Raw genomic sequence first — 26,864 nt, forward strand, 5'->3', positions numbered from 1 at the left:
TTTTGAAAGATTTCGTTTGTTTTTAGTTATATAAAGTGTAGTGTTTTCTCATGTGACCTTTGAGTCCTCCGGGGTTTGTGTCTACAAGGCCCTGCTGTTTTTTTGGACGATAGGATAATATTAAACCTTTCTTGTGAACTATGTTGCCTGAATATCAGGAATATTACCAACAACTGTTAGCTGCCTTCCATTCCCATCAAGCTACGTCCCGTACCGAAATGGAAATGATCGAAGTCTGCTTCAAATCCAGCCTGGATCACTGGGGAAAGGTATGCCGGCAGGTCAAGGCCGGCGGTTTCGGGGACATCCATGAGGAGATCCGGTTTTTCCGGGAAGTAAAACCGTCCTTTGCTTCCTACATCGAGTATTACACCTTCCGGTATCATGCCCTTCTTTTTGCCCCGGTGAACGACCCGCTCGAGCTGGCGCGGTTCTGGCGCTGGGAACAACGGAAAATGCAACGGTTTCATGAAGAGAACCGCGAGTTTTGCCGCTATATTCAGGAAGGCGATACCCGCCACGACGCCGAATATTTCCGTAAGACCACAGACCCCTGCGGCAGCCGTCATTCCGCCGGGCTTATCCACGACCTCGACATCGAACTGGTCTCGCCAAAGGATCCGCTGGTGACGATCATGAAAGCATATGAATTATATAGCGAGTACATTAACCAAAAATTGCTGAATCATCTTGAGGCCTAAACAACCCCGATGCAATAACCCTTTTTTTGTCAGTAAACTTTAGCAAGTGCAATCATTCTTCTTTATCCGTCATGAAGGTCGATTCATGAAAGTGGATTTCCGGCACATCCTGTATATCGAAGCCCGGAAAAACTACACCCGGCTGGTTCTCGAAGAAAGACCCACCGCCCTGGTATTGGTCACGCTTAAGCAATGGGAAAAATTGCTGCCCCGCGACCTCTTCTGTCGCGTCCATCGTGGCTACATCGTCTCGATCGACAAGATCCTCTCCTTTGACAACAAGCATGTCTACTTCCCGGGAGAAAAGATCACCATCGGCGAACAGTATCGCTCCGCCCTGCCGGATGCGGTCACGATCCTCGCCAATGAACCCTCCCGCGATTCGGTGCGCCACGTCGCAAAGGAAGTGCTCTCCGAACTGGAGCTCTAGCAGGGAGGTTTGACAGATTCTGAGGGTTAACCCCCATCTTGCCCCAATTGGCTCAAAAATCGGTAATTTGCCGAAGAACGTTTTTGAGCGAAAGTGGGGTAATGGCAAATACAGTACATACGGAATTCTGGCTCCGGGGACCCGTTCCCGGCGTCCCGCCGCTGCTCCAACCCGTTGCCCACGCCCTTCTACAAGCCAGCCAGGAAGTCGATCAACTGATGTCCGGCTTTCCCGACGCCCTGCTATGGGGGCGCCCCGGCGGCGTCGCCTCCCCCGGCTTCCATCTCCAGCACCTGGCAGGCGTCCTCGACCGGCTCTTCACCTATGCCCGTGGCCACATGCTCAACGAAGCGCAATTGGCCGATCTCGCCACCGAAGGCGTGCCCGCCGAGGGCCAAAGTACGGTCGCCCAACTCCTTAATAGATTTAATATACAGATAGACAAGGCTTTAGACGAAGTTGCAAAGACGAGGGAAGATACGCTGACAAACCCCAGAACCGTCGGCCGCGGCCGTCTTCCATCCACCGTCGGCGGCCTCCTTTTTCATGCCGCAGAACACACCCAACGACATACAGGTCAACTGCTTGTAACTGCACGCATCCTGACGCATGAGTTCAGGCAACCGATGGAATAAATATGGCGTTTAATCTAAAACATGTTCGAACACATTAGAAGACAGCTACGTAAGTAATCTACATTTGGAAAAACTACTTCATATAATTGCAGGCTGTGCCCAGCAGGATCGACAGTCCCAAAAGCAGCTGTACGAGCAATACTATGGCCTGTGTCTGAAAATTGCCTTTCGTTATGTCAATACTTACGAGCAGGCAACAGAAGTTACCCACGATGCTTTTCTGAAGATGTTCAAGAATTTCAGCCGTTTCGAAGTGCGTGATAAAGAAAAAGTGGAGATGCTGCTCATCGGCTGGATCAGAAGGGTAGTGATCAACGCAGCCATCGACTATATGCGGCGGGAAATGAACAACACCCAAAGCTATCCCATCCCGGAGCATGTTTGGGAACATAAGGACGACGGGCAATCTTCCGACAATACGATCCTCTACAAGGAGCTGATCGCATTGGTAAAAGACCTGCCCCCGGCCTATCGCGTCGTGTTCAACCTTCACGTTATCGAGGGATATTCCCATCCCGAAATAGCGAAGATGCTTGGAATAACAACCGGAACCTCGAAATCTAACCTATCCAAGGCCCGAGTGCATTTGCAAAAGGCTTTGACCGCAGAAAACAGTGAAAAAATTTTATGTCAAATCTAAAGGACACCGACTTTGATGATCTTTTTCGGCGGGCGTCCGACAAATACCCGCTGAGGACAGCCAGTTCCGATTGGGACAAGATGGCCGCTGCCCTCGAAAGAGATCCATCTCCCGACACGCCCGACGATGCCGACAACACAGACAAACGCCGCAGAAGAAGATTCTTTTGGTTGTTCCTGCTGTTGCCCCTCGCCGGCATCGGCTACTATTTGGCACACCCCACCGGCCCCGCCGGCCCCGCCACCGTAACCAAAACCAGCACCGCAACCAGCGCAAACGCCGACGCCGCAAAGGTCCCCGCCGGCAGCACAAACGCCCCAGGCGCGACCGCGCCCGCACCAGGAGCCACAGGCGCAACAACAGCCGCAGGCACAGCAGGAGCCACCTCCGCCACACCAGGCGCAGCACCCAAAGCGTCCGCACCAGGAGCTACACGCGCACCACGAGCCACTCCCAACGCAACCGCGTCCGCACCCGCCACCTCCGCGGGCCAGGCCGGTGCCGGGATACCCCGTAAGGTGCCTGGGATGGTTACCTCCACCAATCCAAAAAGCCAAGGTAAGGGAATCCGCAGCACCGGCGGGGATGTCCCGGTCCGGCCCAACGTATCCGCTGCACCCACCCAAACGAACACCGCCGAAGGGAACGCGGTCGCGAACGCAACCGCGAACGAAACCGCAACCGCGAGGGCAACCGCGAACGCGGCCAACCCGGTCGCCGCGGCCTTCTCCCTCCGCAGCTCCCCCATCAACCAATCCCGCGCGCTCACCAGCAGCGCCTACCACCTCACCGTCGACGTAAAAGCGCCAATTATACAAAAAGATAGCGCAAAGAAACAAGCATCCCCCAGGCATAAATCTTCGTATTTATATGCAGGGATCCTCGGCGCGCCGGACCTCAGCATGGTGAAATTCCAATCGACAAAAGGCGTCGGCAGCACCCTCGGCATCCTCGTCGGCTACGCATTCAACGACCGCTGGGCCATCGAGACCGGAGCCTATGTCGATCGGAAAAGATATTACACCGAAGGAGAATACTTCAACACCGAAAAAGTTTACGTACCACCCAATTCTCAACTGCTCAACGTCGACGGAACCTGCTACATGTGGGAGATCCCGCTCAACGTACGCTATAATTTTAACCCGGCAGGAAAGACCCGCTGGTTTGCAACCGCAGGCCTCTCCACCTATCTGATGAGTCGCGAAGACTATACCTATGCCTACAAATACGCCGGCCCTCGTACCTGGAACAGTAGCTGGGACCTGAAAAAGCCCTCCCACTACCCGTTCTCCATCGTCGGCGCCAGCGTCGGTTTTGAACAGCGGCTTGGAAACGTAGGCAACCTGCGAATAGAGCCATATGTGAGAGTGCCCCTCAGCGGCATAGGAACGGGCAAACTGCCGATCATGAGCACCGGTATCAACATCGGTATCACAAGGCGACTCTGGTAAAAAAATAACTAACAACACATGCGTAAAAGACGAACCATTATTTGGATAAGCATTCTTGTGATCGTACTGGCCGCCGGAGCCTGGGGATGGCATCAATTTGACAAACCACATCAAAGCGCCGCAGGCCAGTCCACTGACGTGACCATCAGTGGCGATACCCTCTATCATCAATACCAGGCGGACGAACACGCCTCCGACCAGAAATACCTGGGAAAAGTGATAGCCGTAACCGGCCATCTCACCGAGATCCAGCACAGCGGTAACTCGATCATCTGGATCCTCTCCACCCAGGCCGGCGGCGGCGGCATCAATTGCCAGCTCTTCGCCGGCACAAAAGTCGACCCCGAACCCAGGACCGGCGATCTGGTCACCCTAAAAGGCCGCTGCACCGGCTTCCTCATGGACGTATCCCTCGTCGACTGCGTACCCACAAAATGATCGGATAACCTATAACAACACCAGAACACAAATAACAGAACAATGATGCAACGAAAATTCCTTCTGGCAGCCCTGCTCGTTAGCGGCGTAGTCCTCTATCTCGCCGGCTGCTCCAAGCAAAGCGAAGACAAACTGGCAGGCAGCACCATCCCCTGTGATACGCTGAACGTAAGCTATTCTCAGCAGATCGTTCCCATCCTGCAAAGCATCTGCTACAACTGCCACGGCCAGGGGAACACCGCCGGCAGCGGCGGTATCAATCTGAGTACCTATACCGCCCTCAAAGTGTATGCAGACAATGGCTATCTGGTCGGCAATGTAACACACGCACCGGGATATGTCGGAATGCCCTACGGGCTGCCCAAACTCCCGGACTGTGAAATATTCACCTTCGTGGCCTGGGTCAACCAGGGCGCAAAAAATAATTGATCCCCCAAAAAACGAATTTTGTATGAAATTACTCGCGATCTCCGCCGTCCTTTGCCTTTCACTGATCCATCCGCTCACCGGCTATAGCCAACTGTATTCCACCCGCACCGGCTTTGTCGGCTTCTATTCAAAGACCGCCCTCGAGGATATCAAGGCCGAGAACAACCAGGTATACGCCATCATCGACGGCGGTAAAAAGAACATCGCCTTCTCCCTCCTGCTCAAAGGATTTATCTTCACCAAAGAGCTCATGCAGGAACACTTCAACGAGAACTATGTCGAAAGCGATAAGTATCCAAAAGCGAATTTCACCGGCGCCTTCACCGGCGACGTCCCCCTCAACAAGGACGGCTCCTACAAAGTAACCGTAAAAGGGAATCTTAATCTTCACAACGTCACAAAACCCATCGAGATCCCGGCCACCATCGAAGTGAAGAACGGCCACCTCATCGGCGTGGCGGACTTCAAACTAAAACCCGAAGACTTCAACATCAGCATCCCTTCCCTCGTCCGTGATAAGATCGATAAGGAGATCGCGGTGAAGGTAAATATCGACTGCATCGGAAAATAACTGACCAAAAAAAAACATCATGGCTAACAAAAGAATTCTCCCCCTCTTAATAGGCATCGCTCTCGCCGGCCGTCTCCAGGCCCAGGACAGCACCCTGCTCAATATGCTCAACGACTCCATGTCTACGCATAAAGGCAAGACCTATATCCGCGGCACCTTCAAGGCGGAACACATCATCAACGCCCAAACGGTCGAATCCCCGGCAAACGGCAATCTGAACTTCGTGATCCAGCACCGTTTCGGTCAGCTGAACAGCGGGGCATATAACTTTTTCGGCCTCGACAACGCCACCCTCCGCCTCGGTCTCGACTACGGCATCACCGACGATCTGTCCGTAGGCGTCGGCCGCAGCAGCTATCTCAAGACTTTTGACGGCTATCTGAAATACAAACTGCTCAAACAAACCGAAGGCCCCCAGATGCCCTTCACCGTCGACCTCCTCGGTACCATCACCAACTATACACAGAACGACATCGGGAAACCGTATCTCAACGCAAAATACCGTACGGCCTACTCGGGCGAACTCCTGATCGCCCGTAAGTTAAGCAGTTCCCTCTCCCTGCAGGTGACCCCCACCTATGTGCATTATAATCTCGTCCCCACCGTCGCCGACAAAAACGATGTCTTCGCCCTCGGGCTGGGTGGCCGGATGAAGATCACCCGCCGGATGAGCATCAACGCCGAATACGATATCGTTCCAAAGAACCAGGTCGTCTCCACCACCGTCCACAACTCCCTGTCCCTCGGCTGGGATATCGAGACCGGCGGCCACGTCTTCCAACTCGTGTTCAGCAATTCCCAAAGCATGCTGGCCACCCAGTACCTGACACAGACCACGGGCACCTGGGGTAAAGGCGATATCTACTTTGGTTTCAACATCTCCAGGAATTTCAATCTAAAAAAGTCGAACAATAAAAAGACCGCTCTTTGAAGATCATCCGGAAAATATACGCCGTCCTGACCGCCGCCGAAAGGCGGCGGCTCAACGGTCTTATGCTCCTGGATATCCTCACCAGCATCGCCGACATCGCCTTTCTCGCCCTGCTGCTCTTCGTCATCCACCTGTATGCGGATGACGCCTCGTCGACAAAGCTGCGCTTCCTGCCGGCATGGTTCACCGACCGGTCCTCCCTCTGGCCCATCGCCGCCTTCTTCGGCATCTTTACGATAAAGAATGCCCTCAGCTTTTGGATCTATACCGCCCAGGCCCGTTTCCGCTATGACGTGGCCTCCCGCATCTCCCATCGCAACCTCCTGCTATACCTGGAAGGCGACTACACCCAATACGCCCACACGGATTCCGCGAAGCACGTATTGAAGATCGCCCAGCAACCCATCGAATTCTGTCAGTTTATCCTCAACGGCTATCAGCAGGGAATGACGGAAGGCACGCTCATCGTGATGACCATCGTGGCCGTACTGCTGTTCAACGCAAAGTTGTTCCTCCTGCTCCTGCTCCTCCTGCTGCCGCCGATGATCATCACCGCCTGGCTGACAAAAAGAAAACTCCACGCCGCACGGACATTCATAAAATCCAGCCGCGACATCATGTGGCAGCATCTCCAGGAGTCGATCGCCTCGTATGTGGAAAGCGGCCTCTTTAACAGGAAGGAATTCTTCGCCAACCGCTACGGCGACGCCCAGACCATCCTTAACCGGCACCTGGCAACCGTGCAGTCGATCCAGGGTGCCCCCTCCCGCCTGGCCGAGGTTTTCGCCGTGTTCGGCCTGCTGGCGCTCATCGCCATCGGTCATTTTTCCGGGACCTCCCATGCCGCGGGCTTCGTGACCCTCGGTGCCTTTCTCGCCGCCGCCTATAAGGTCATCCCCGGCGTCGCCCGGCTGCTCAATATCACCGGCCAGATGAAGACCTATGAGTTTACCGTTAACGGCCTGCTGGCCGACAAAGACAAAACCCATAAGCCCGAGCCCACCACGGTGGAACCCATCCGGTCGGTCGCCTGCCGGCAGATTGCCTTTCAATATGGAGATCACAAAATTCTCGATGACATCAACCTGCAGGTAAATCCCGGCGATTTCCTCGGCATCTATGGGGACTCCGGCAAAGGCAAGACCACCCTCCTGAATATCCTTTTGGGATTCATCACCCAGGATAGGGGAGAAGTGGTCATCAACGGCAGTCCCGCCTCCCCCGCACAGCGTCAGGGTCATTGGCCCCGCATCGCCTACGTAAAACAGCAGCCGTTTATCCTGCACGATACGATATTGGTGAATATCACCCTCGATGAGAACAACTACGACGAAGAAAGGCTGCAAGCCGCCGTAACAGTGACCGGTCTCGACACCGTGATCGATAAACTCCCGGGTGGACTCCATGCCCGGATCACCGAGAACGGCAAGAATATTTCCGGCGGCCAACGGCAGCGCATCGCCCTGGCCCGGGCCCTGTACAAGGAGGCCGACCTGATCCTCCTGGATGAACCCTTTAGCGAGTTGGACGAAGCCTCAGAGGAGATCCTGCTCAGTCGCTTTGCCCGGCTCGCCGAAGCGGGCAGGATGATCGTCATGATCACCCACAACAAACAAAGTCTGTCCTGGTGTAATGTGACCCTCTCCCTCGACGAACAAAGCCAGGTCAGTCAAAATGAGGAGATATCGTGGAAGTACGCGTCAAACAAAAAATAGATTATTTCGTCGGCTATGCGCTGATAGGGCTCCTCATGCCCTTCACCCGGCTGCTCGGGATCACGCTGCGCCGTGATCATTCCGCAAAAGAGCCGCCCCGCCGCATCCTATTTATAAAACTGATGGGCCTCGGCAGCCTCATCGTCGCTTCCGACGCCATCACGGCCATGCGAACACGCTATCCCGGCGCCCGGCTCATCCTGCTCACCGACGCGAATATCGCGGCCGGCATCACCCCCTTCGAACTGTTCGACGAGATCCATGTGGTGAATACCAACCGCCTCACCACCACCGCCGGCGACGTCCTGCGCTTCCTGGTAAGATGCTGGAGATGGCGAAACCTCTGGGTCATCGACCTCGAGGTCTATTCCAAACTGACCACCGTCTTTGCCCTGATGACCCTCGCCCGGAATCGCTTTGGATTCTCCCTGGCCCCGGTGCTCTTTCGCAAATACCTCAACACCCACAACATCGCCTTCGACCAGGAAGCCTTTCTCGAAGACAACTACTCGCAGATGGCCCGGGAAGTCACCGGCGGCCCATTGCCCACCCCAATACCCGTCACCAGACACGGTCACCTCGACAAATCCTATATCATCCTGAATAACACCTGCAGCAACCTCGCTAACGAACGCAAGCTGCCCGATAAAACGATCTCCGAAATATGCCGGTGGATACTCGAGAACACGGCTTATGACCTCGCCCTGCTGGGGACGGCTGCCGACAAAGAAAAGATCGACACCCTGATCAGCGAGACCCCCGAGCTGCACCGCCTGGAGCGACGCATCGTCAACTATGCCGGCAGGGCCGAAGACTTCCCGGCCTACTACAGCTTCCTCCGCGATCAGGGAGTTTGCCTGGTGACGATCGACAGCGGACCCCTCCACATCGCCCGTAAACTGGGCCTGCCCACGGTGTCGGTATGGGGCCCCACCAACCCGGAAAATTATTGGAAGATACCCGCTGCCGAACAGGACCACCATCTCTATTATTACTCGAAAACACCCTGCTCCCCCTGCGTCCATCGCTATCATCCCCTTCCCTGCGGCGGTAATAATTTCTGCATGAAGAATATTCCCTCCGCCATCATCATCGGGAAGATCCGGCAACTCCTAAAGAACTTAGACTGATCTTCCGCAGCGTATAGAAGCCCACACCCCGGTTCTGGTCCGAGAGGTAAAGAATGGTCTCTCCGTCGAGCAACCGCGGCTTTTCTTTCCAGTCCCGCGAAGCGGTAACCGGCGACCCCCGATAGTAGATCTGATTGTTCCGCAGCTCCAAACCCTCCTCCGTCAGCCGGCCGGCCGGAATATCCGTCACTTCCTCGCCCTTCCCCCGGTCGTCCTGGAAGAAATACGCCAGCCGGTGGTCTTTCACCGCATAGTCATAGAGGTAGAGGTGCTTCTCCTGCGATAATACATATTGGCCGTCCTCCCGGGTATGGGTATATCCCCGGATATCAAGGACAAAAAATACAAGGACCAGCGCGCCCGCGAGCCAGGCATCACGGAGCCGGCCGGCGGTCGCCACCAGTAAGCCAAAAAATCCCAATAGAAGATACAGCCGGGGAAACTGCAGCCAGACGGGATAGCCGCCCCACCGGCTCACGGCGATCGTCCCCGCCAACCCAAGGAGCAACAACGCGACAACAACCCTCACCCGGCCTTCAGGAACCAGCGCCCACAACGGGATCAGCAACAGGATCAGCGAATAACTGCTGCCGTTAGGCGAGACAAGCAGGGTCGCGGCGATCCACAATCCAAAGGAAAAGAACTCGTCCCGGCCCCTGACCGTCGCCAGGATCACCGGCGCCAGGATCAACGCCTTGAACAATGCCATGCAAAACACGAACAGATACGGGTGGAAATACGCCGGGTGCGGGTTCAGCAGACCGTCATACAAAAACACCCGCTTGAATAACATGAATGCCGACTGGAAAATATAAGTAAAGGAATCGTTCAACTCCCCCCTTCCCATTTTAGACACGATATCCGAAAGATAGATCCGCCACGCACCAAATCCCGTGACGCTCAGGCTCACCCATAACAAAATGCCGCATACCGCCGCCAGCACCGCCGCCTGACGCCATTTCCGGCGAAGGACCAGGAATAGGAAAAGAAAGCCCGGCGTAAGCTTGAAAAGAATGGCCAGACCCCAAAACAGCGCCGCAGCCACCACCCGTTCTTCCCGGTAAGCCAGCCAGCCCTCGAGTAAGAGACAGCAAAGGATCAGATAGGCCTGACCAAAGGCTAGATTGTTCAGGATCGGTATATAGAATACCACCGGCATGATAAGGATCAGCACCGGCGGGATGGAAAAAGCCCGGCTGCAACGCCACAGGGTCACAAGAAACACCGCGCAGGAAAGGATATTGAACACGATCTTGGCGGCGCCCATCGAAACGAGAAGAAATGGCGCGAAAAAAAATGCTGTGAACGGTGGGAAAGGCGCATACGATACAAAAACCCCGCTATACCCGTCCGCGCTGATCGCCGCATTCAAAGGCCCCAGATGATAAGCATTGGCCCACCGGCCATGGACGATCTCCCTGCTGCCCGCATAATACGCGGCAAAATCGGAAGGCGGAACGGACAGACTATGCTTCAACCCATATCCAAAAAGGAAGAGTAGCGGTAGGAAATAGAGGAATCTTATTTTTGCAGGCATCCTTTAAAAGAGAACGGGCGTTTTATAATAAAGGATGCTTAGGCTTCCAGGGTAAACTATTGCATCCTTAATAAAGAACTATTTATGAAACTCGGCGTCGCATTTGGCAAGCTGTTATCCGGTGAATCGGTCATCAGGGACTTCCTGACCATCGGTGTCGACGACAACGTCCGGGAAAAGGTCTATCTGCGGACGGATGATCAGTTGCTGGACGTCACCCGCAATCAATGGCTGCTGGGCCTCGACCCCCGGATCATCGGCATCTGGTCGGAACAACCGATCCCAACCTCCGGTTCCTATACCCTCTATTTCCGTGACGATCCCGCCTCATCCCCCGACACCGTCGGCCATCATGCCCTGGGCATTCTGAAACTCGACTACGTCGACCGCCTCGTGGAGAACAACGGCAACCTCTTTCTCTTCCGGGTCCAGTCCTCGACCATCCATCACATCGACGGTCTCCGGGCCCGGCTGCTCTACCGGAAGTTCTATAAAAAGCCCGGCGTCGATTTCCAGCGCCTGAAAGCCGTTGCCGCCGCCTATACCTATCCGCGAAGGGTCAGGATCATCTCCTTCCAACTCGAAGGCAATTATAACTATATTTTTCCGATGGACCTCCTGGCGGACATAAAAACCTCCGGCCGCTATCTGCTGGGCATGCGCCACTCCAACCAGGTCCTGAAAAAGATCATGGATATCCGCAAGATCGTCGTCGCCGAAGCCCCGGCCAGATACAAACCCCTCATCTATTCCCTGGGACGTAATCACAGCGCCGCACCGCCACCGCTCAACGAACTGCCCTTTGCAACCCTCCCCACCCGGAATTTCGGATTCCAGGTTCCCGAATGGGTCGAAAGCTACAAAGAGATCACCATCGACAAGACGCTCGACCTCGGAAGTCATATGCTGCTCTGCGGACAATGGAAAGAAGACGTGCTGCTCAAACCCGCAACTCCCCGCCTGCACCATATCCATTTCCTGCACTTCCTCTATCTGAAGCATAAAGGGCTCAATTATCCCATCATCCCCTGAGTAGCACTGCTAATTGCCAAGCATCTCGGGAAACCGGACCGCCGGATAATACCGCCTGATCTCCGCCATCAGCCCCGGAACATCACCGACGATATATTTTTGCCCGCAACGCGTAAAGTCGAAATCCAGGTCACCCATCCCCGCCGCCATCAGGATATCCCGGATGCTCACATCGAACAGCAGGATCCGCCCCTGATGCAATACCAGCAACAGGTCTTCGGGATCCAGCCCATAAAAGGCATCCATACCCGAAAGACCTTCACCAGACTTCGCGATCACGAGATCGGCCGTTTTCCCCGGCGCGAGTTGACCCCGGTCACCCAGCCCCCAGACCGCCGCGGGCGTACTGGTCAGCGTCGAGAACAATTCCTGATCCGTCATGGCCCGCTCCCGGCGCGCCTGTCTGATCTGCTGCCAGCTGTTCCAATCCGCCGTCAGCGTACTGTCGGTCCCGAATAGGATGGACACCTTTTCCTTTAACCGCCCCACCGGCGCCGTCCGGTCCAGCAAAAAATAATTCGAGGAGGGACACCAGACCAGCGCCCGGAAGCCCTCCGCCTGCTGCTCGGTCATCGCAACCCCATGCACCCCGACCAGCGGCCGGCCGAAAATATTCCACCGAAGTAATTGCCCGATCTCCTCACCGGCAAGCGCATCCGTTCCCTCACCGGCATGCAGGACAAAAGGATGGTTATCCCGTAAGGGCCGGTTCAGCTTCCATCGCCAGTTCTTCTCGAACCCAACGGAATGCAGACAATGACAGTCCTGGAAGATGCTGATAAGCCCGGAAGGTATCGGTAACCGTTCCCCGTGATTGACCACGGTGGTAAACCCGTTGAGGAGGTTCTTATACATCCCCCACATCACCCGCAGATGCAGCGGGATCTGCAGCACGGCATTGATCGCCCCCTTGTTCACCGTATGGATATCCACACCCCAATCCCGGTAATTGGTATAGATCCGGTTGGCCAGGGCAGGGAAGAGGTTGAAGTCAAGATGGTCGTGTGAATTGATAAGCCCGGGAAAAACAAGCGCACCGTCAAAGGAAAGTCCCTGCGGACTCCCTTTCGCCCGAGAGCGCATCTCGACGATCGATTGCCCTTCCACAAGGATATCGGTCGCCGTCCCTTCACCGGGTAAACGCAGATTAGTCAGCCACATTGGATTTCTTTAGGTGAATACCATAGATGATGGGAACACCCTGGAACCGCTGATAAGTTGCCAATGCCTGCTGTTTTTCATAGTACGGTTTCATCGTCTCATCGATCTTTTTTTCTATTACAGTCACCTCCTGCAGACCAAGCCTTCCGGCGATAGCCCGGATCTTCTTTATCGGATAGACATGATTACGGATCGCGATGGTCTTTCCCGCCTCCCGAAAGGTCCGCTGACCACCCTTGGACAGCGCAGCCGGATGATAATCCGTGATGATCATCTCCCCACCCGGCTTTAATACCCGGTTCCATTCCTTCAGGGCCGCCACGATATCGGGGATATGCGCGATCGTCAGCGTCGAAATGACAAGGTCGGCACTCCCAGCCGGCAGATCGGCCAAAAGCCCGCCCTGGAGCAGATAGGTTTCGGCCTGCGGGTACTTCTTTCTTAATATATCCAGCATGCCGGAGGATACGTCATAACCCACCAACCGGGCGGGCCGATAAGCAAATAATTTCTTCCAATGCCGGCCCGTCCCGCAGCCGATATCGGCCACCACCCGGCCACTGATGGCCACCCGGCGAAAAAGGTCCGTACAGATTCCCTCGTCTAATGCCAGCATTAGGTTATCAGGTTGATGGTCATAGCTTAGCGCCCAAATGTCATAGGCTGCGGCCGGTTCGGTCTCCTTCTGCCGGGCAGATCGGAGGCTGTCTTTGATTTTGCGTAGTATAGGCATCCTTTCCTATAAAACGGACGTTTATTCTTGCAGGATGCCTGGAAAGGGATAAAATCTAAGTACGGATAAATTTATGTGTAAGATATTGTTATTCAATCCGAGAAGTGCTACTTACAAGTTCAGGGTACCTAACTCCATCTTACAGGTGGCCGCTTCTGTGGAAGGCAGATACGACTGGGTGATCGTTGATGGCAACAGAGAGACCGATCCCTGGAGCAAAATAAGGTCCCTTCTCGCCACCGGCGAATTCAAATATGTCGGCTTTACCGTCATGCCCGGCCCTCAGCTAAAAGAGGCCATTCCGTTCGCCATCCGCATTCGCGAAGAATTCCCGGGCACCGTCATGATCTGGGGCGGCTACTTCGCCACCAACCAGCAAAAGGTCGTGCTCAAAAGCGGTTATGTCGACTTCGTGATAAACGGCCCCGGCGACCACGCCTTCCCCGCCCTGATCGATGCGCTCGAAAAGAACCAGCCTTACGAGCTGATAAAAAATCTTATCTACCATCGCGACGGCAAGATCATAAAAACCCCGAAGGAAGACCTCATCGATCAATCCACCCTGCCCCCACTTCCCTACGACCGGCTCGACAGGTTCTATTCCCTTGAGAAATATCTCGGGAAGACCTATCTCGGCAACCGCACGCTCGCTTATCACTCGAGCATGGGCTGCCCCTTCACCTGCAGCTTCTGCGCCGTCGTGCCCATCTACGAAGCCCGCTGGAAGGCAAAAGCCGCCGGCCAGGTCTATACCGATGTCCGTTATATAAAGGATAAATGGGGCGCCGACTCCATCGAGTTTCACGACAACAATTTCTTCGTATCCGAAAAACGGACCGCGGAATTCTCCCGCATGATCAAAAACGACAACATGATCTGGTGGGGCGAAGGCCGCATAGATACCATCGATAAATACAAGGACGAGACCCTCGCCCTGATGCGCGAGTCGGGTTGCAAGATGATCTTCTTCGGCGCCGAGACCGGCAACGACGAGATCCTGAAAAAAATGGATAAAGGCGGTACCCAGTCGGGCGCCCAGATCCGGGCCTTCGCCGCCCGGATGAAAAAGTTCGACATCATCCCCGAATACTCCTTCGTGTTGGGGACCCCGGCCGAATCCCCGGAAAAAGTAATGCAGTATATCGAACAGGATATCGCCTTCATAAAAGAGATAAAGTCCATCAATCCCGACACGGAGATCGTTATCTATACCTATAGCCCCGTACCCACCGAAGGGTCCGAACTATTCAAAAAAAGCCAGGAATCAGGGTTCAAATTCCCCGAAAAGCTCGAGGACTGGATCAGCCCCCAATGGGAGAACTTCGACCTGCGCAAGAATCCCCTCACCCCCTGGCTCACCCCGGAAATGATCGACAAGATCCGAAATTTCGAAACCGTCCTGAACGGCTACTATCCGACGGTATCCGATATCCGCCTCAGCGCCGTGAAACGCAAACTCATTCATACTGTTGCTGCTTTACGATATAAAACAAACCTATATAAATACCCCTATGAAATAAAACTCCTGCATCGGCTCTGGCATTATCGCCAGCCTGAGATCCAGGGATTTTAACACGTTCCCCGGGCATCCTTTAACAAAAAAACAACGTTTATTATGTCGTTCACCTTGATGCCACGCTAAAATCGTATGAAAATGTATCTTCCGGACTCCTCCATACTAACCAATATTCAAGTTCAGGGCCACACCCGGCTGCGAGAGATTCTTTTCGAAAAGAAATACATCCAGGTCCGGGCACTGGAAAGCCGGCTTTATACCGATGACGAATTGGTGCATCTGCCCGAGATTGCCCCCGCCCATCCCCGTAGCAAAGAATGGGAACTCAGAAAACAATCTGCCCGCCGCCTCGTCCGCCATCTCTCCCGGCGGAAAGCCGACCTCGAAATCCTCGAAATAGGCTGTGGAAATGGCTGGCTCACCCATCAGCTGGCAGAGATCCCCGGCTCGACGGTCATCGGGGCCGATATCAACTTCACCGAATTGCAACAGGCCGCGCGTGTCTTCAGCAACGACCCCAATCTTCGCTTCATCCATGGCGATATCCGCTCGGGCCTGCTCGAAGAACGGAGCTTCGACTTCATCATCTTCGCCGCCACCCTCGAACATTTCCCCTCGGCAAAAAAGATCCTTCATCTCTGCCTTTCCCATCTGAAACGCGGCGGAGAGATCCATATCCTCGATACCCCCTTCTGTAAACAGGAAGAGGTGAAGTTCGAAGAAAGACGGACCCTCGCTTATTATACTTCTTTTGGCTATCCCGAAATGGCCGATTACTATTTTCATCATACCTTTGATGATCTCCGGTCCTTCCGTTACACCGTATTGTATAACCCTAAAGACTTCCGCCACCGGTTTTTGAAGAACAGGAATCAGCACCCCTGGATCCGCATCACGAATAATTGACATAAACACATGCAGGTCCCACCGCTGCTTCATACATTTCAGCGTTATCGTACATTGCAAACAGGCAAAATAACCGCCCTGCCGATCGTCATTCTCATGCCCCATAGCGCCTGCAACTGCAAATGCGTGATGTGCGATATCTGGAAAGGCAACCACAATCTCAAACAACTTACCGAGAAGGATGTCGAAGGCCTGATCGATAGCCTGCGCCGCTACGGCACCCAACAGGTGCTCATGTCCGGCGGCGAAGCCCTCCTCAACCCCAACTTCTTCCGGCTTTGCGCCATCCTGAAAAAAGAGAACATCCGCATCACCCTGCTCTCCACCGGTCTGGCCATCGGCCGGCATGTCGACAACATCCTTGAATATATCAGCGATATCATCGTCTCCCTCGACGGCGACGAAGAACTGCACGATACCATTCGCAATATCCCCGGCGCCTTCCGCAAGATGAAACAGGGCATTCTGCAACTCCATGCCCGGCGCCCGGATTTTCGCGTCACCGCCCGCACCGTCATCCACCGCCTCAACTTCCGGCAGTGGCCCGCCATCATCGACGCAGCAGAAGAACTGGGCCTTAACCAGATCAGCTTCCTACCCGCCGACGTCACCAGCGAAGCATTCAACCGCACAAACCCCTGGGACGAACCAAGACAACACGAGATCCTTCCGTCCGAAGACCAACTGCCCGAACTGCTCGATGTACTGGAAACCGTCATCAAAAAATATGCACCGCTGTTCGAGAACCGCTTCATCGCCGAGCCCCCTGCAAAACTCCGCAGGATAGGGGAGTACTATACCGCATCCTACGGCCGGAACCCCTTCCCCTACAAGCGATGCAACGCCCCCTGGGTCTCCACCGTGATAGAAGCCGACGGCACCGTGCGTCCCTGCTTCTTCCTCCCACCCATGGGAAACATCCACGATCAGTCCCTGCCCGGGATACTCAATAGCCCCGAAGCCATCGCCTTCAGACGGTCGCTCGATATGGATACGAACGACACCTGCCGGAAATGCGTCTGTTACCTTAACCTTCCACCCCGCGCCCGGCTATGACCCCTACGCTTTCCTGGCGCCGGGTAGGACCGGTACTCGCGATCTACACCCTTCTCACCACGCTCGGCCTCCGCGCCCACGAGTTGTTCCTCGACGAAGCCCATCACTTCCTGCTGGCCCGCGACAGCACATCCTGGATCGATCTCTATAACAATGCCCGGTTTGACGGCCATCCCCGCCTCTGGCATACCCTGCTCTTCATTATTACCCATACGCTCACGACAAATCCCGTCGCCATGCAGGTCCTGCAGGGACTCATCTCCGTCTCCGTCGCCTTCGTCTTTCTCCGGTATGCCCCCTTTTCCCTACCCGTCAAGATCGGCGTCCTCTTCGGATACTATCTGCTCTTCGAATACAATCTTCTGAGCCGGAACTACGCACTCGGTATCCTCTTCCTGTTCATCGCCTGCGCCCTGCTCAACACCGCCGGCAGTCCCACCGCGACAACCGGCAGGACCTCCCGCCCCCTTCTCCCGCTCGGCTTCCTCATCCTGCTGATGTGCAATACACATGTGTTCTTCACCTTCGCCGCCATCGGCCTCTATGGCTTTCTCTTCCTGGAATACGCCGGGCAAAAAAAACTCCTGACCCGCCCCTTCCTGGTCTTTACCGGCATCTTCCTCCTCGCATTTGCCTGCGCCCTCATACAGGCCCGCGTCCCCCAGGTGGACAATGTCAACCTCACCCCCGTAAAACCCGATAAATTCCTTTCCGCCGGCAATTTCAGCTTTGCCGCCTTCGGCCTGGTCAGAGGATGGCTCCCCATCCCCGCCACCCTCGGGGGCCGCTTCTGGAATCATTACTGGCTCAGCGAAGAACGGACCGGCCGCATCATCGGCATCGCCCTCTTTCTCCTCCTGCTGACCTTCCCGGCCCTCTTCCTGCACAGAGCGCGCAAGGCCCTGCTCTTCTACTATGCCTGCGCCGGGCTGCTCCTCCTGTTCTTCGACGTCACCCAAATGACGGCCGCCCGATACTTTGGAATGGTGTTTATTTTCTTCCTCGTAGCCTGCTGGCTCGCCGCCAAAGGCCGGCCCGATGCCCTGGCAGACACGCCTTTCTTTTTCCGCGCCCTGCTTTACGGCATCATCGGCCTCCAGCTCATCATCGGCTGGTTTGCCTTCGAACAGGACCTTACCCGGCCCTTCTCCCAATCCCGCAACACCGTCCGCTATCTGCAAAGCCTGCCTCCGGGGGAAAAGATCGTCGTCGACGGCTACAACTCGGGACCCATGCTCTGCGCCTATCTGCAGGGCAAGGTCTTCTATCTCACCACCGGCGCGGAAGGCAGTTTCTGCGTCTGGAAAAAGTCCTGGTTCCCCTATCCCCGGCCCTCCATCGCCGAAGAACTCGCCCAATGGCCCGCCCTCCGGCAGCTCACCCGGTTCATCCTGGTGGCCAACCGCCCGTTGACAAATACAGAAAGCCCTCATTTTCAATTGACGCCGCTTCGCTCCTTCGAGAATAGCATCCAGGGCGAGAATTATTATGTCTACCAGGTGGATACCCACTGATAATCAACAGCCTCCCATACCAAAAGCAGCCCCCCTCCCAGGCATCCCCTGTCCCGAATCCTGCGTTTATTCCAGCATGGATAAGCTTCTTTTCTCGCATAGCTATTTCATGCGTTTTGATCCAAAGCAATGGGCAACAGGCCAACCTTATCCTCCTCTCGCCACCATCGGCGCCGCCGCCCTCATGCGCGAACAGGGATACAAGGTCTCGCTGTTCGACACGATGTTTGTGGAGAGCCCCGAATCCCTCGCGCCGCATCTGGAGACAAAACGCCCCGATTTCTTTATCGTCTATGACGATGGGTTCAACTACCTGACAAAAATGTGCCTCACCAACATGCGCAATGCCGCATTTCGGATGATCCAGATGGCCCATCAGCAGGGGTGCATCGTCATCGTCAGCAGTTCGGACTCCACCGATCACTACGCGTCCTATCTCGAAAAAGGCGCCGACTTCGTCCTCCTCGGCGAAGGCGAAGAAACGCTTCTCCAACTGGTAACGGCCATCCGCAACGGCGATGACAAATTTCAGGGGATCAGCGGCCTCGCCTTTAAACAGCAGGGCCTGCCCGTGCAGACAGCCGCACGAAAAGTGATGAAAGACCTTGACCACCTGCCTCTCCCCGCATGGGACCTGGTGGACATCGAACAATACCGCCGCATCTGGATGGAACACCACGGCTACTTCTCGCTGAATGTCAGCACAACCCGCGGCTGCCCCTTCAAATGCAACTGGTGCGCAAAACCCATCTATGGCAACCGCTACAATGCCCGCTCACCCTGGCACGTGGTAAGCGAGATAAGGATGCTGAAAGAACGCTACCGGTTCGATCACATCTGGATGTGCGATGATATCTTCGGACTGAAGCCCGGCTGGGTCAACGATTTCGCCGACCTCGTAGAAAAAGAGGGCCTTCGCTTCAAATTCAAGATCCAGTCCCGCGCCGATCTCCTCCTGCAGGAGAACTATGTAAAGGCCCTCGCCCGCGCGGGCTGCGAGAACAGCTGGATGGGCGCGGAAAGCGGTTCACAAAAGATCCTCGATGCCATGGACAAAGGCACCACAGTGAACCAGATCGGCGAAGCAACCCGCCTGCTCCGCGAACACGGCATCCGGCCCTCCTTCTTCATCCAGTTCGGCTACCCCGGCGAGACAAAGGAAGACATCGCAATGACCATAAAGATGATCAACCATCTGCTGCCCGACAGCCTCGGGATCTCCGTCTCCTATCCCTTACCCGGCACCGTTTTTTACGATCGGGTAAAGTCCGAGCTGAGCGAGAAGACCAACTGGACCGACTCCGACGAGCTAAAACTCATGTTCCGCAACACCTACCCACCCGCATTCTATAAGCAACTGCATCGCTACGTACACCGCAGCTATGGCTGGCATCTGGCCCTCCGCCAGATCGGTCAGCTGTTGCTCCGCCCCGCCCGGTTAACAAAACAAAATTTTCGCCTGGCAGCTTCGATCATCTACCAGCTTCCCGCGGCGATCATCGCCCGGCAGAAACTGAAAAAACTGGAACATGGTAACTAGTGACCGGACCAATGAAAAAGAAGTGGCTGCGGCCTTTAGCCGGCAGGCCCTGGTCTTCGACGAATATGACGCCGGAAATACGATCATCCATTATAAACGGCAACGCGTAAGAACCCATGTGCTGAGTCTCCTGGCTCCCGGCAGCACGATCCTCGAACTCAACTCCGGCACCGGCACGGACGCTATCTTCTTTGCCCGCGAGGGGCATCGCGTACACGCCACCGACATCGCCGAAGGGATGCAGGCCCGGCTGCGCGAGAAAGTGAGGGCGCAACACCTCGACGGCATCATATCCACCGAACTTCGATCCTTCACCGATCTGGCAAATCTTTCCGACAAAGGACCTTATGATTGCATCTTCTCCAACTTCGCCGGTCTCAATTGCACCCGGGAATTAGACAAGGTGCTCCACTCCTTTGCACCCCTGGTAAAACCCGGCGGCCTCGTAACCCTCGTCATCCTGCCCCGCTTCAGTCTCTGGGAGACCGCAATGCTGTTCAGGGGAAAATTCAAAACGGCTTTCCGCCGGATGCTAAGCGGCCGCAAAGGCGCTCCGGCACACGTGGAAGGCGTTCATTTCCGGTGCTGGTATTACTCTCCGTCTTTTGTGAGACGGGAGTTGAGCGGTTCTTTTCAACAAGTAAAACTGGAAGGACTGTGCACCATCGTTCCGCCATCCTATATCGAACACTTTGCGGAGAAACATCCCGTTGCCTGGAACCTTCTCCGGGCCAGAGAGAATAAATGGCGGGATAAATGGCCCTGGCGGAGTATCGGCGACTATTATATTATTTCTTTTCGCAAGCAGGCGTGACCCGCTCGGCAATAACTTCTTTCACGCGACGGTGATATCTATTGAGGATCCGTTGCTGGAAGATCTCGGGATTAGGCCGGCTGAAATGTTGTCCGCATTGCAGGGTCATCGCCTCCCCCTTCATGTTGACCTCGCCCCGCTCGGTCTTCTTCTGCCAGCGGCTGTCGGTGAGCCCGCGCAGATAGTTTTCCAGCCGGTCACCCAATCGGTGATCGAACAACCGCTCGATCGTCCGCTTCAACCACGGCGGCCGATGCTCACCGGGCACTTCCCGCGGCCGGTCATTGTAATGGGGAAGATACTGGCTCGCCCAGTTATTGGCCTGGAAGAATTTTACAAGGCCACCGTTGCCGCAAACCGGCATGAGGGTGAGCAACTCGATGGCGGTGAAAATATTCTTCTCTTTTACCTCGAGGGCCTCCTCGTCGATAAAATAGTTCATGCAATACCTATGCTGATGCCCCCGCAGATAGGTCAGCTTCTTAAAAAGATGCAGCAGGGTCCGCGCGATCCAGATCCGGTTTGCCATGGTGATGATAAAATAATCGATATCGGCCTTCTCATCGGCGCATCGCTTGGACAAAGAGCCCGAGATACAAACCGCCCGGACAAAGGGAAACCGGTAAAGCAGCCTGGCGCCCTTGTTGGCGATGACCAGCAGTTCATCCGCATGCGCTTCACCCCGCAGTCGCCGGGCCGCAAGCCCGGGCTCGTTTTGCAACGAATAAAAAGGTCCCGACCGGAACACCCGACCCTCATGAACCATCGTCTCCAACTCCTGCCTGACCTCTTCCTGAGTGGCCTCCACTTCGAGAAACCAGCAGACATCCTCGATAGCCAGAGGATAGCTGAAAAGATCGAAATAGGCCAGTGTCTTCAAAATGCTCGATCGTACTACCATAGAGAAAAGAACGCGGTCCCGGCGGCATCGGTTGCTTGTCCCGTCGCATTCCCGCAGGTCGCGGCCTACCCCTTTCCCCGGGGCAACCGACGCTAAAATTGCTGCGTTTTGACTTACAATGGTTATCCTGAAAAGAGCCTTCGACCTCCTCATTTCCACCCTGGTGATCCTGGGTGTCCTGAGTTGGCTGTTGCCGATATTAGCCTGGATGATAAAAAGGGATTCCCCGGGTCCCGTGTTCTTCGTCCAGAAAAGGGTAGGGAAGGCCGGTAAACTTTTTCGTTGTTTTAAGTTGCGGAGCATGGTTGTTAATCAACATGCCGACCAGCACCCGGTGGCAGGAGGCGATGGCCGTATCACTCCACTGGGTAGCTGGCTCCGGCTCTCCCATCTTGACGAACTCCCGCAATTTTTTAATGTATTCCTGGGCTCGATGAGCCTCGTAGGCCCAAGGCCCTATATGCCTTCCGACTGCCATCGGTTTGCCATGATAATCCCCGATCCCGGCTTGCGGGAGCAGGTAAAACCCGGGATAACCGGGATGGCCCAGTCAAAAGGATTGCATGGCATCGTGTGCCATCGGGATACCTTGCTCCAGCGCTATTACTGGGATGATCACTACGTAAGAAATGGAAGTCTCGTCCTCGATATGAAGATACTCTGGAGCACCTTTCTCAATCTTCTTCTCCGCCGGCGACCCGACGTGCCGCGGGAATCGGCCTCCGCTCCTTCAGATCAAATTTCTGTCCTGCACTTAGGAAAACGAAAGGCTTTGGTGCGACGGCTCCATTCGCCCCGCCGGTCCCACTGACACCACCATAAATAGCGACATAGGACTTGCCGATCACCTGTAAGGTGTCGCGTTGTACAAGCACCGCCGTCGCCTCATCCAACCCGATACCGATCAACTGCGGCGCCTTCTCGATCAGTGTGAGCAGGTCGAACTGCCGGTTACGTCGCAACACATGCTGATCGATAGCCGAGTTCTTCAGAAAGCCAAGCCCCTGGGTGTGATCCCCGATAAGCACATCCGCCCCCTTCGTATCGCCGCGCCACAAAAAGGATCCCTGGATCGAGGCCCCCGCCGAACTTCCCGCAATAACGCCACCCCGCTTCAACACATCGAAAAATGCCTGGTGCGTCAGCGTATTCAGATAACAATCGGCTATCCGCCATTGTCTTCCACCGACAAAATACACGCCGGTCGCCCGCTTTAACGGCGCGATAAACGCCTCGCTGTTGGCCATTTTAAGATCGTGGGTGTGCATCAACACCACATCCGCGATCCCGGTCTGCCGCCGGACCTCGTTCACATCAGCCGTATCATAGGCCGCGCTGTCGCCCGAAGCCGCCGTGATCACCACGATATGCGCCTTTTCCCTTCCACCGGCCAGCTCGGTAAAGGTATTCCAGATGGCTGCCGTCGAGCCGACATTGCCGCCAATGATCAGCAGCGACCCCTTCTCCGGTCCATGTGCCGTCTCTCCCGCCTTGACCGTTATGGGTCCCTGCTGACAAAAAGAAGCATGGCCGAAGGCCATGCTCACCACTAATATTATATATTTCATTTTTATACGAGTTCTAAGACGGGCCACGGGCCCGTCGGCCGAAGGCCAATTATTAAATGCGCTGATCATCGGCGGTATTTTTTGCCATACCGCTGAGATGATCGGCGCTGATAATGGTATCCGCAAATCTTTCCATCTCCTCCAACTGCGGACTGCACTGCAACAAAAAGAAATCAACTCCCTCCTCTTCAAAAGCCGCAATGCGGTCCTCCACCTGCGCAGCGGTCCCGACAAGCCCCGAACGAAGCCCACGGTTGGAGACGGAATAGTCCTCCAGCGAAACCTTCTGCTCCAGCTGCGTCCCCGCCAGCCATTGCTGATAATTATTGTAACCGGCGCTGCCCGGCTGTACATTCGTTATCCGTGACAGCTCCTTCTTCACCTCGGCATCGCTGCTGCGGATGATGCTGTAAGCAGCCACCCCATATTGCATCGGCGGCAAACCCTTCTTCTCCCGCCGTTCCCGCATATCCCTGATCCGCTTGCCGATGGTAGCCGGCTCGTCCCCATGCATAACATAACCGTCACAGGTACTCGAGATAAGATCCTTCGCCGTCTCCGATTCACCCCCCGCATAGAGCGCAGGCCTCGGTCGCGAAACAGGCTTGGGTTGCAAGGTGTTGTTGTCTACCCGGTAGTATTTTCCGTTAAAGCTGAAACCGTCTTCCTGCCAGACCCCATTCAGCACCGTCAGCCATTCCGCCGTCCGTGCATACCGGTCATCATGTTGTTCAAAACCAACCCCATACTTGGTAGCCTCATCGCGCCACCACGAAGACACGACATTCAAAGAAAGCCGGCCCCCGCTGATATGATCGATATTCGCCGCCTGCTTCGCCAGCAACGCGGGATTGTGAAACGTCGGCCGCACGGCAACCATCAACTCCTGTTTCTGCGTCACGGCAGCCAACGCAGCAGCCGTAGACCAGGCATCGAGCGACGGCGCCCGCTCCCCCTTGATATCATTCAGGTTAAGTTCGGCGATCAGCGAGAGATCAAATCCGATCTCCTCGCTCCTCATCGCCAGTCTCTTTACATAATCCCAGGTCGGCTGCATACTCTCGTCTTCCACATTTCGCAGCCAGCCGCCAAAAACAGGCATCCAGTATCCATATCGCATGATGAAGGGGTTTTAAGCGTGACTCATAAGCGCTTCTCCCTTTCGGACACCGGCGCGTTTTTCCAAATAATCCACCAGCCGCTGATGGGGATTGAATCCGATCACATTCACCGCATCGGCCACAAAATTCGACAACGCATTCACATCGTAGTACAACAACTCCCCATCCCGGTCATCGATGATATACTCGATACCGCCGACATCGATACCCGATTGCTGAACAAGCGTCTCTACAGCCTTGATAACCGCGGGCGGCGGCGTATAGCCTTCCACCTTCAGCCCGTTCTTCGGTGCTTCGATCGCACAGGCATTCCGAACCAGCTCCACACCCGCATTGGTCTGACAGATATCGGCCGGACAGAGGTTAAACGTATCACCCGTAAGGTATACCCGAATGGCATAAAGGAATTTCCCGCCCAGCGTTTCTACCCGGGTGATATACCCGCCGCGCGCCGGGATAAACTCCTGCAGCAACGCCGTATGATCGACGCCGAAATCCATCCCGCCCCGGGCTACCGCATCTCTAAGGTCTTCCAGCGTCGCATACTTCGTGATGCCCGCACCGCTGCCGCCGATATTCGCTTTGACGACAACGGGGAAACGCAGCCCTTCCGCAGCCGCAACCAACTGCGATGGATGGTTGACGACATGGGCCTTGGGATACTTGATCCCCAGCGACTGCATCAGCTCGAGCTGCAGCGCCTTCGACGTCTCATTGACAAAGGCCTTATAGCCGTTGACCGTCGGGATGCCGAGGTATTCCAGCTGACGGAGATAGTTAAGCGTGTAAAAGATCCCCTGGATCCCATCCCGCAGATAAGCCGAAGGACTCATACGGTTGAAGAACAGGGAATAATCGGGCGCCGGCGCCTCGATGGCGAACTGATGAGCCGCCGGATTTAGCCGGGTATACGGGATGCCCCGGTTGGTCAGCTCTTCAAAAAGCGGCTTGAACCAATCGGGATGTTCGTGGTAAATAGCTATAGGTGACATAGGGCAAATATAACCCAAAAAGAAAGTCTCCCGAAGCGCTAATTTAATTCTTAGACCCCGCCACAATTCCCTGTTTGGGACCGCCCACCACCAGTCCTTGATTAGGAACCCACTTATCATATTCCATATACGCCGCCACCTGGCGCGCCACTTCATCCCCCTTTAACCGGGCCACAAGATGCAGTGCCCCGTCTATCCCCGCAGAAATACCGGCCGTCGTGATTACATGCCCATTATCCACAAACCGGACATTCGCCAAAACCTTCGTCTTTGGCAAAAGCGTCCGCAATGATTCGATACTCAAATGAAAGGTCGTCGCACTCAGACTGTCCAGGATACCCGCCTTCCCCAGGATAAACGCACCCGTACACACCGAAAAGAAATACTGCGTCGCCGGCAGCCGCCCGTGGATCCAGGCCATCACCGCCGGATCAACCGAAGACGGCCCCGCATTCCCCCCAAAAAAAGCCAGGATATCGGCCGGCGGCGCATCCTCGATGCCGTAATCCGGCATCACCTTCAAAATACCCTGCGTCGTGATCGGTTCCTTCTTTCGGGAAACCGTAAAGACGTTAAATCCTGCATAGGAAAAAACTTCCATCGGCCCCGCAAAATCCAGCACCTCCACGCCGTCCTGCAGATAGAAAGCGATCGTCATTTTTTTATCGGTTTTTTTTAGCATTTCCCTTCGCGCTGTATACGTCTGTTTCACAAGCTGCATCCCGCAATGCGAACAAACCCCCGGCTTGGTAAATAACAAGGTATCACAGGAACTATTACAGAGAGTACAAAAATATCCCTCGCCGTTTCCGGCCGGGATCTGCGCCTTCACGCCCGCCATCAAAAAACAGCAACATAGAAAAAGGAACGTCCTCATGGTAAATTATTTCCGTAAAGCTACCGGCATAGCCCGGAATAAAGGAGGACAGAATAGCGAAGGATCAGGACAATCTCGTCACCGCGCATCCGCTCACCCGCGTCGCCGCGCATCCGCTCACCCGCGTCGCCGCGCACCCGCTCACCCGCGTCGCCGTACAGCGGCTCAACGTGCCGTCAGTTCTTTTGGCAGCTGCCCTGTATGTTTTTTCACCAGCGACCGTAGCTGATTCGCACTCTGCAACCCGCATTGCCGCGGTATCGAAGCCACCTTTACCCGCTGCCGCAACATATGAACCGCCTTCTCCACCCGCAGTTTCTCCACATACTGCCCCACGGTAACACCCGTCGCACTCTTGAAAAGATGCCACCGGCGCGCGCTCACCCCCCACATAAAATATCTCATAGGACTGGCCAAACTCCCCGGCCTCATAAAATGCCTGCACCGCACCCGCGAGGTCCAGCAGATGCACCCGATTATGGATATAAAAAATTACCCTGTTATTCGCCATAGACCGTCAAGTTA

General features: G+C 55.2%; 27 protein-coding genes and 1 pseudogene. 19 read left to right on the forward strand and 9 right to left on the reverse strand.

The window, feature by feature from the left end; genetic code table 11:
* Positions 1-140 precede the first annotated feature (140 nt).
* The 11 genes from VGM48_RS07495 to VGM48_RS07545 all read left to right on the forward strand — a co-directional run bounded on the left by VGM48_RS07495 (position 141) and on the right by VGM48_RS07545 (position 9,071).
* Positions 141-701 carry an RteC domain-containing protein gene (locus VGM48_RS07495; protein ID WP_331577632.1) on the forward strand — a complete coding sequence of 187 codons (561 nt, stop codon included), beginning with the start codon at positions 141-143 and terminating at the stop codon, positions 699-701.
* A gap of 46 nt (positions 702-747) precedes the next feature.
* Complete coding sequence (locus VGM48_RS07500; protein ID WP_331577634.1) at positions 748-1,131, forward strand: LytTR family DNA-binding domain-containing protein; 384 nt, start codon at positions 748-750, stop codon at positions 1,129-1,131.
* 101 nt (positions 1,132-1,232) lie between these two features.
* Positions 1,233-1,766 (forward strand): DinB family protein, encoded by a 534-nt coding sequence (locus VGM48_RS07505; RefSeq protein WP_331577636.1) that lies wholly within the window; start codon positions 1,233-1,235, stop codon positions 1,764-1,766.
* 64 nt (positions 1,767-1,830) lie between these two features.
* On the forward strand, positions 1,831-2,406 hold the full coding sequence (locus tag VGM48_RS07510) for a sigma-70 family RNA polymerase sigma factor (protein ID WP_331577638.1): 576 nt from the start codon (positions 1,831-1,833) through the stop codon (positions 2,404-2,406).
* Entirely contained in the window at positions 2,394-3,857 is a 1,464-nt protein-coding gene (locus tag VGM48_RS07515; RefSeq protein WP_331577640.1) for a porin family protein, read from the forward strand. The genes VGM48_RS07510 and VGM48_RS07515 overlap by 13 nt, the downstream gene beginning before the upstream one ends.
* A gap of 18 nt (positions 3,858-3,875) precedes the next feature.
* Positions 3,876-4,295: an OB-fold protein gene (locus tag VGM48_RS07520; protein ID WP_331577642.1), complete on the forward strand. Its 420-nt coding sequence runs from the start codon at positions 3,876-3,878 to the stop codon at positions 4,293-4,295.
* A gap of 42 nt (positions 4,296-4,337) precedes the next feature.
* Positions 4,338-4,724: a hypothetical protein gene (locus VGM48_RS07525; RefSeq protein WP_331577644.1), complete on the forward strand. Its 387-nt coding sequence runs from the start codon at positions 4,338-4,340 to the stop codon at positions 4,722-4,724.
* 22 nt (positions 4,725-4,746) lie between these two features.
* Positions 4,747-5,295 carry a YceI family protein gene (locus tag VGM48_RS07530; protein ID WP_331577646.1) on the forward strand — a complete coding sequence of 183 codons (549 nt, stop codon included), beginning with the start codon at positions 4,747-4,749 and terminating at the stop codon, positions 5,293-5,295.
* 19 nt (positions 5,296-5,314) lie between these two features.
* Positions 5,315-6,226 carry a DUF5777 family beta-barrel protein gene (locus VGM48_RS07535; RefSeq protein ID WP_331577648.1) on the forward strand — a complete coding sequence of 304 codons (912 nt, stop codon included), beginning with the start codon at positions 5,315-5,317 and terminating at the stop codon, positions 6,224-6,226.
* Positions 6,223-7,941, forward strand: a complete 1,719-nt coding sequence (locus tag VGM48_RS07540) for an ABC transporter ATP-binding protein (RefSeq protein WP_331577650.1) — start codon at positions 6,223-6,225, stop codon at positions 7,939-7,941. The genes VGM48_RS07535 and VGM48_RS07540 overlap by 4 nt, the downstream gene beginning before the upstream one ends.
* Positions 7,914-9,071 carry a glycosyltransferase family 9 protein gene (locus tag VGM48_RS07545; RefSeq protein WP_331577652.1) on the forward strand — a complete coding sequence of 386 codons (1,158 nt, stop codon included), beginning with the start codon at positions 7,914-7,916 and terminating at the stop codon, positions 9,069-9,071. Before VGM48_RS07540 ends, VGM48_RS07545 begins: the two co-directional genes overlap by 28 nt.
* On the opposite strand, the gene VGM48_RS07550 is transcribed toward VGM48_RS07545, so the two are convergent.
* Positions 9,031-10,608, reverse strand: coding sequence for a glycosyltransferase family 87 protein (locus VGM48_RS07550; RefSeq protein ID WP_331577654.1), 1,578 nt, complete (start codon positions 10,606-10,608; stop codon positions 9,031-9,033). The two genes, VGM48_RS07545 and VGM48_RS07550, sit on opposite strands and share 41 nt — an antisense overlap.
* Positions 10,609-10,692: 84 nt before the next feature.
* Here VGM48_RS07550 and VGM48_RS07555 point away from each other — a divergent pair, with 84 nt between their 5' ends.
* Positions 10,693-11,640, forward strand: coding sequence for a hypothetical protein (locus VGM48_RS07555; RefSeq protein ID WP_331577656.1), 948 nt, complete (start codon positions 10,693-10,695; stop codon positions 11,638-11,640).
* Between the two features lie 9 nt (positions 11,641-11,649).
* On the opposite strand, the gene VGM48_RS07560 is transcribed toward VGM48_RS07555, so the two are convergent.
* Together VGM48_RS07560 and VGM48_RS07565 are read right to left on the reverse strand one after the other, a co-directional pair.
* The gene (locus tag VGM48_RS07560) at positions 11,650-12,801 is read right to left on the reverse strand and encodes an amidohydrolase family protein (RefSeq protein WP_331577658.1); all 1,152 of its coding nucleotides are present in this window, start codon (positions 12,799-12,801) and stop codon (positions 11,650-11,652) included.
* Complete coding sequence (locus VGM48_RS07565) at positions 12,788-13,534, reverse strand: class I SAM-dependent methyltransferase (protein ID WP_331577660.1); 747 nt, start codon at positions 13,532-13,534, stop codon at positions 12,788-12,790. The genes VGM48_RS07560 and VGM48_RS07565 overlap by 14 nt, the downstream gene beginning before the upstream one ends.
* Positions 13,535-13,607: 73 nt before the next feature.
* On the opposite strand from VGM48_RS07565, the gene VGM48_RS07570 reads away from it, so the two are divergent.
* From VGM48_RS07570 to VGM48_RS07595, 6 genes are all read left to right on the forward strand, one after another.
* Positions 13,608-15,107 (forward strand): B12-binding domain-containing radical SAM protein, encoded by a 1,500-nt coding sequence (locus VGM48_RS07570; protein WP_331577662.1) that lies wholly within the window; start codon positions 13,608-13,610, stop codon positions 15,105-15,107.
* A 75-nt stretch (positions 15,108-15,182) separates the two neighbouring features.
* The gene (locus tag VGM48_RS07575) at positions 15,183-15,956 is read left to right on the forward strand and encodes a class I SAM-dependent methyltransferase (RefSeq protein ID WP_331577664.1); all 774 of its coding nucleotides are present in this window, start codon (positions 15,183-15,185) and stop codon (positions 15,954-15,956) included.
* 9 nt (positions 15,957-15,965) lie between these two features.
* On the forward strand, positions 15,966-17,012 hold the full coding sequence (locus VGM48_RS07580) for a radical SAM protein (protein WP_331577666.1): 1,047 nt from the start codon (positions 15,966-15,968) through the stop codon (positions 17,010-17,012).
* Positions 17,009-18,526, forward strand: a complete 1,518-nt coding sequence (locus tag VGM48_RS07585; protein WP_331577668.1) for a hypothetical protein — start codon at positions 17,009-17,011, stop codon at positions 18,524-18,526. Before VGM48_RS07580 ends, VGM48_RS07585 begins: the two co-directional genes overlap by 4 nt.
* 76 nt (positions 18,527-18,602) lie before the next feature.
* On the forward strand, positions 18,603-20,066 hold the full coding sequence (locus tag VGM48_RS07590; protein ID WP_331577670.1) for a radical SAM protein: 1,464 nt from the start codon (positions 18,603-18,605) through the stop codon (positions 20,064-20,066).
* On the forward strand, positions 20,056-20,880 hold the full coding sequence (locus VGM48_RS07595; RefSeq protein ID WP_331577672.1) for a class I SAM-dependent methyltransferase: 825 nt from the start codon (positions 20,056-20,058) through the stop codon (positions 20,878-20,880). Before VGM48_RS07590 ends, VGM48_RS07595 begins: the two co-directional genes overlap by 11 nt.
* Here the strand turns inward: VGM48_RS07595 and VGM48_RS07600 are convergent.
* A complete protein-coding gene (locus VGM48_RS07600) occupies positions 20,855-21,781 on the reverse strand; it encodes a hypothetical protein (RefSeq protein ID WP_331577674.1) in 927 nt (308 codons plus the stop codon). The two genes, VGM48_RS07595 and VGM48_RS07600, sit on opposite strands and share 26 nt — an antisense overlap.
* A gap of 118 nt (positions 21,782-21,899) precedes the next feature.
* Between VGM48_RS07600 and VGM48_RS07605 the strand changes: the two genes are divergently transcribed.
* Positions 21,900-22,592, forward strand: coding sequence for a sugar transferase (locus VGM48_RS07605; RefSeq protein WP_331577676.1), 693 nt, complete (start codon positions 21,900-21,902; stop codon positions 22,590-22,592).
* 46 nt (positions 22,593-22,638) lie between these two features.
* Here VGM48_RS07605 and VGM48_RS07610 read toward each other — a convergent pair.
* From VGM48_RS07610 to VGM48_RS07630, 5 genes and pseudogenes are all read right to left on the reverse strand, one after another.
* Positions 22,639-23,418: pseudogene (locus VGM48_RS07610) on the reverse strand (cyanophycinase); the annotation flags it as partial.
* Positions 23,402-24,469, reverse strand: a complete 1,068-nt coding sequence (locus VGM48_RS07615) for an LLM class flavin-dependent oxidoreductase (protein ID WP_331577678.1) — start codon at positions 24,467-24,469, stop codon at positions 23,402-23,404. The gene VGM48_RS07615 and the pseudogene VGM48_RS07610, both read right to left, overlap by 17 nt.
* A 12-nt stretch (positions 24,470-24,481) precedes the next feature.
* Positions 24,482-25,462: a hypothetical protein gene (locus VGM48_RS07620; protein WP_331577680.1), complete on the reverse strand. Its 981-nt coding sequence runs from the start codon at positions 25,460-25,462 to the stop codon at positions 24,482-24,484.
* Positions 25,463-25,505: 43 nt separating this feature from the next.
* Complete coding sequence (locus VGM48_RS07625) at positions 25,506-26,120, reverse strand: DJ-1/PfpI family protein (RefSeq protein WP_331577681.1); 615 nt, start codon at positions 26,118-26,120, stop codon at positions 25,506-25,508.
* Between the two features lie 384 nt (positions 26,121-26,504).
* Positions 26,505-26,744 carry a helix-turn-helix domain-containing protein gene (locus VGM48_RS07630; protein WP_331577683.1) on the reverse strand — a complete coding sequence of 80 codons (240 nt, stop codon included), beginning with the start codon at positions 26,742-26,744 and terminating at the stop codon, positions 26,505-26,507.
* Positions 26,745-26,864 lie beyond the last annotated feature (120 nt).

It is taken from the genome of Puia sp. (assembly GCF_036500295.1).
In the GTDB taxonomy this organism is placed as follows: Bacteria; Bacteroidota; Bacteroidia; order Chitinophagales; family Chitinophagaceae; genus Puia.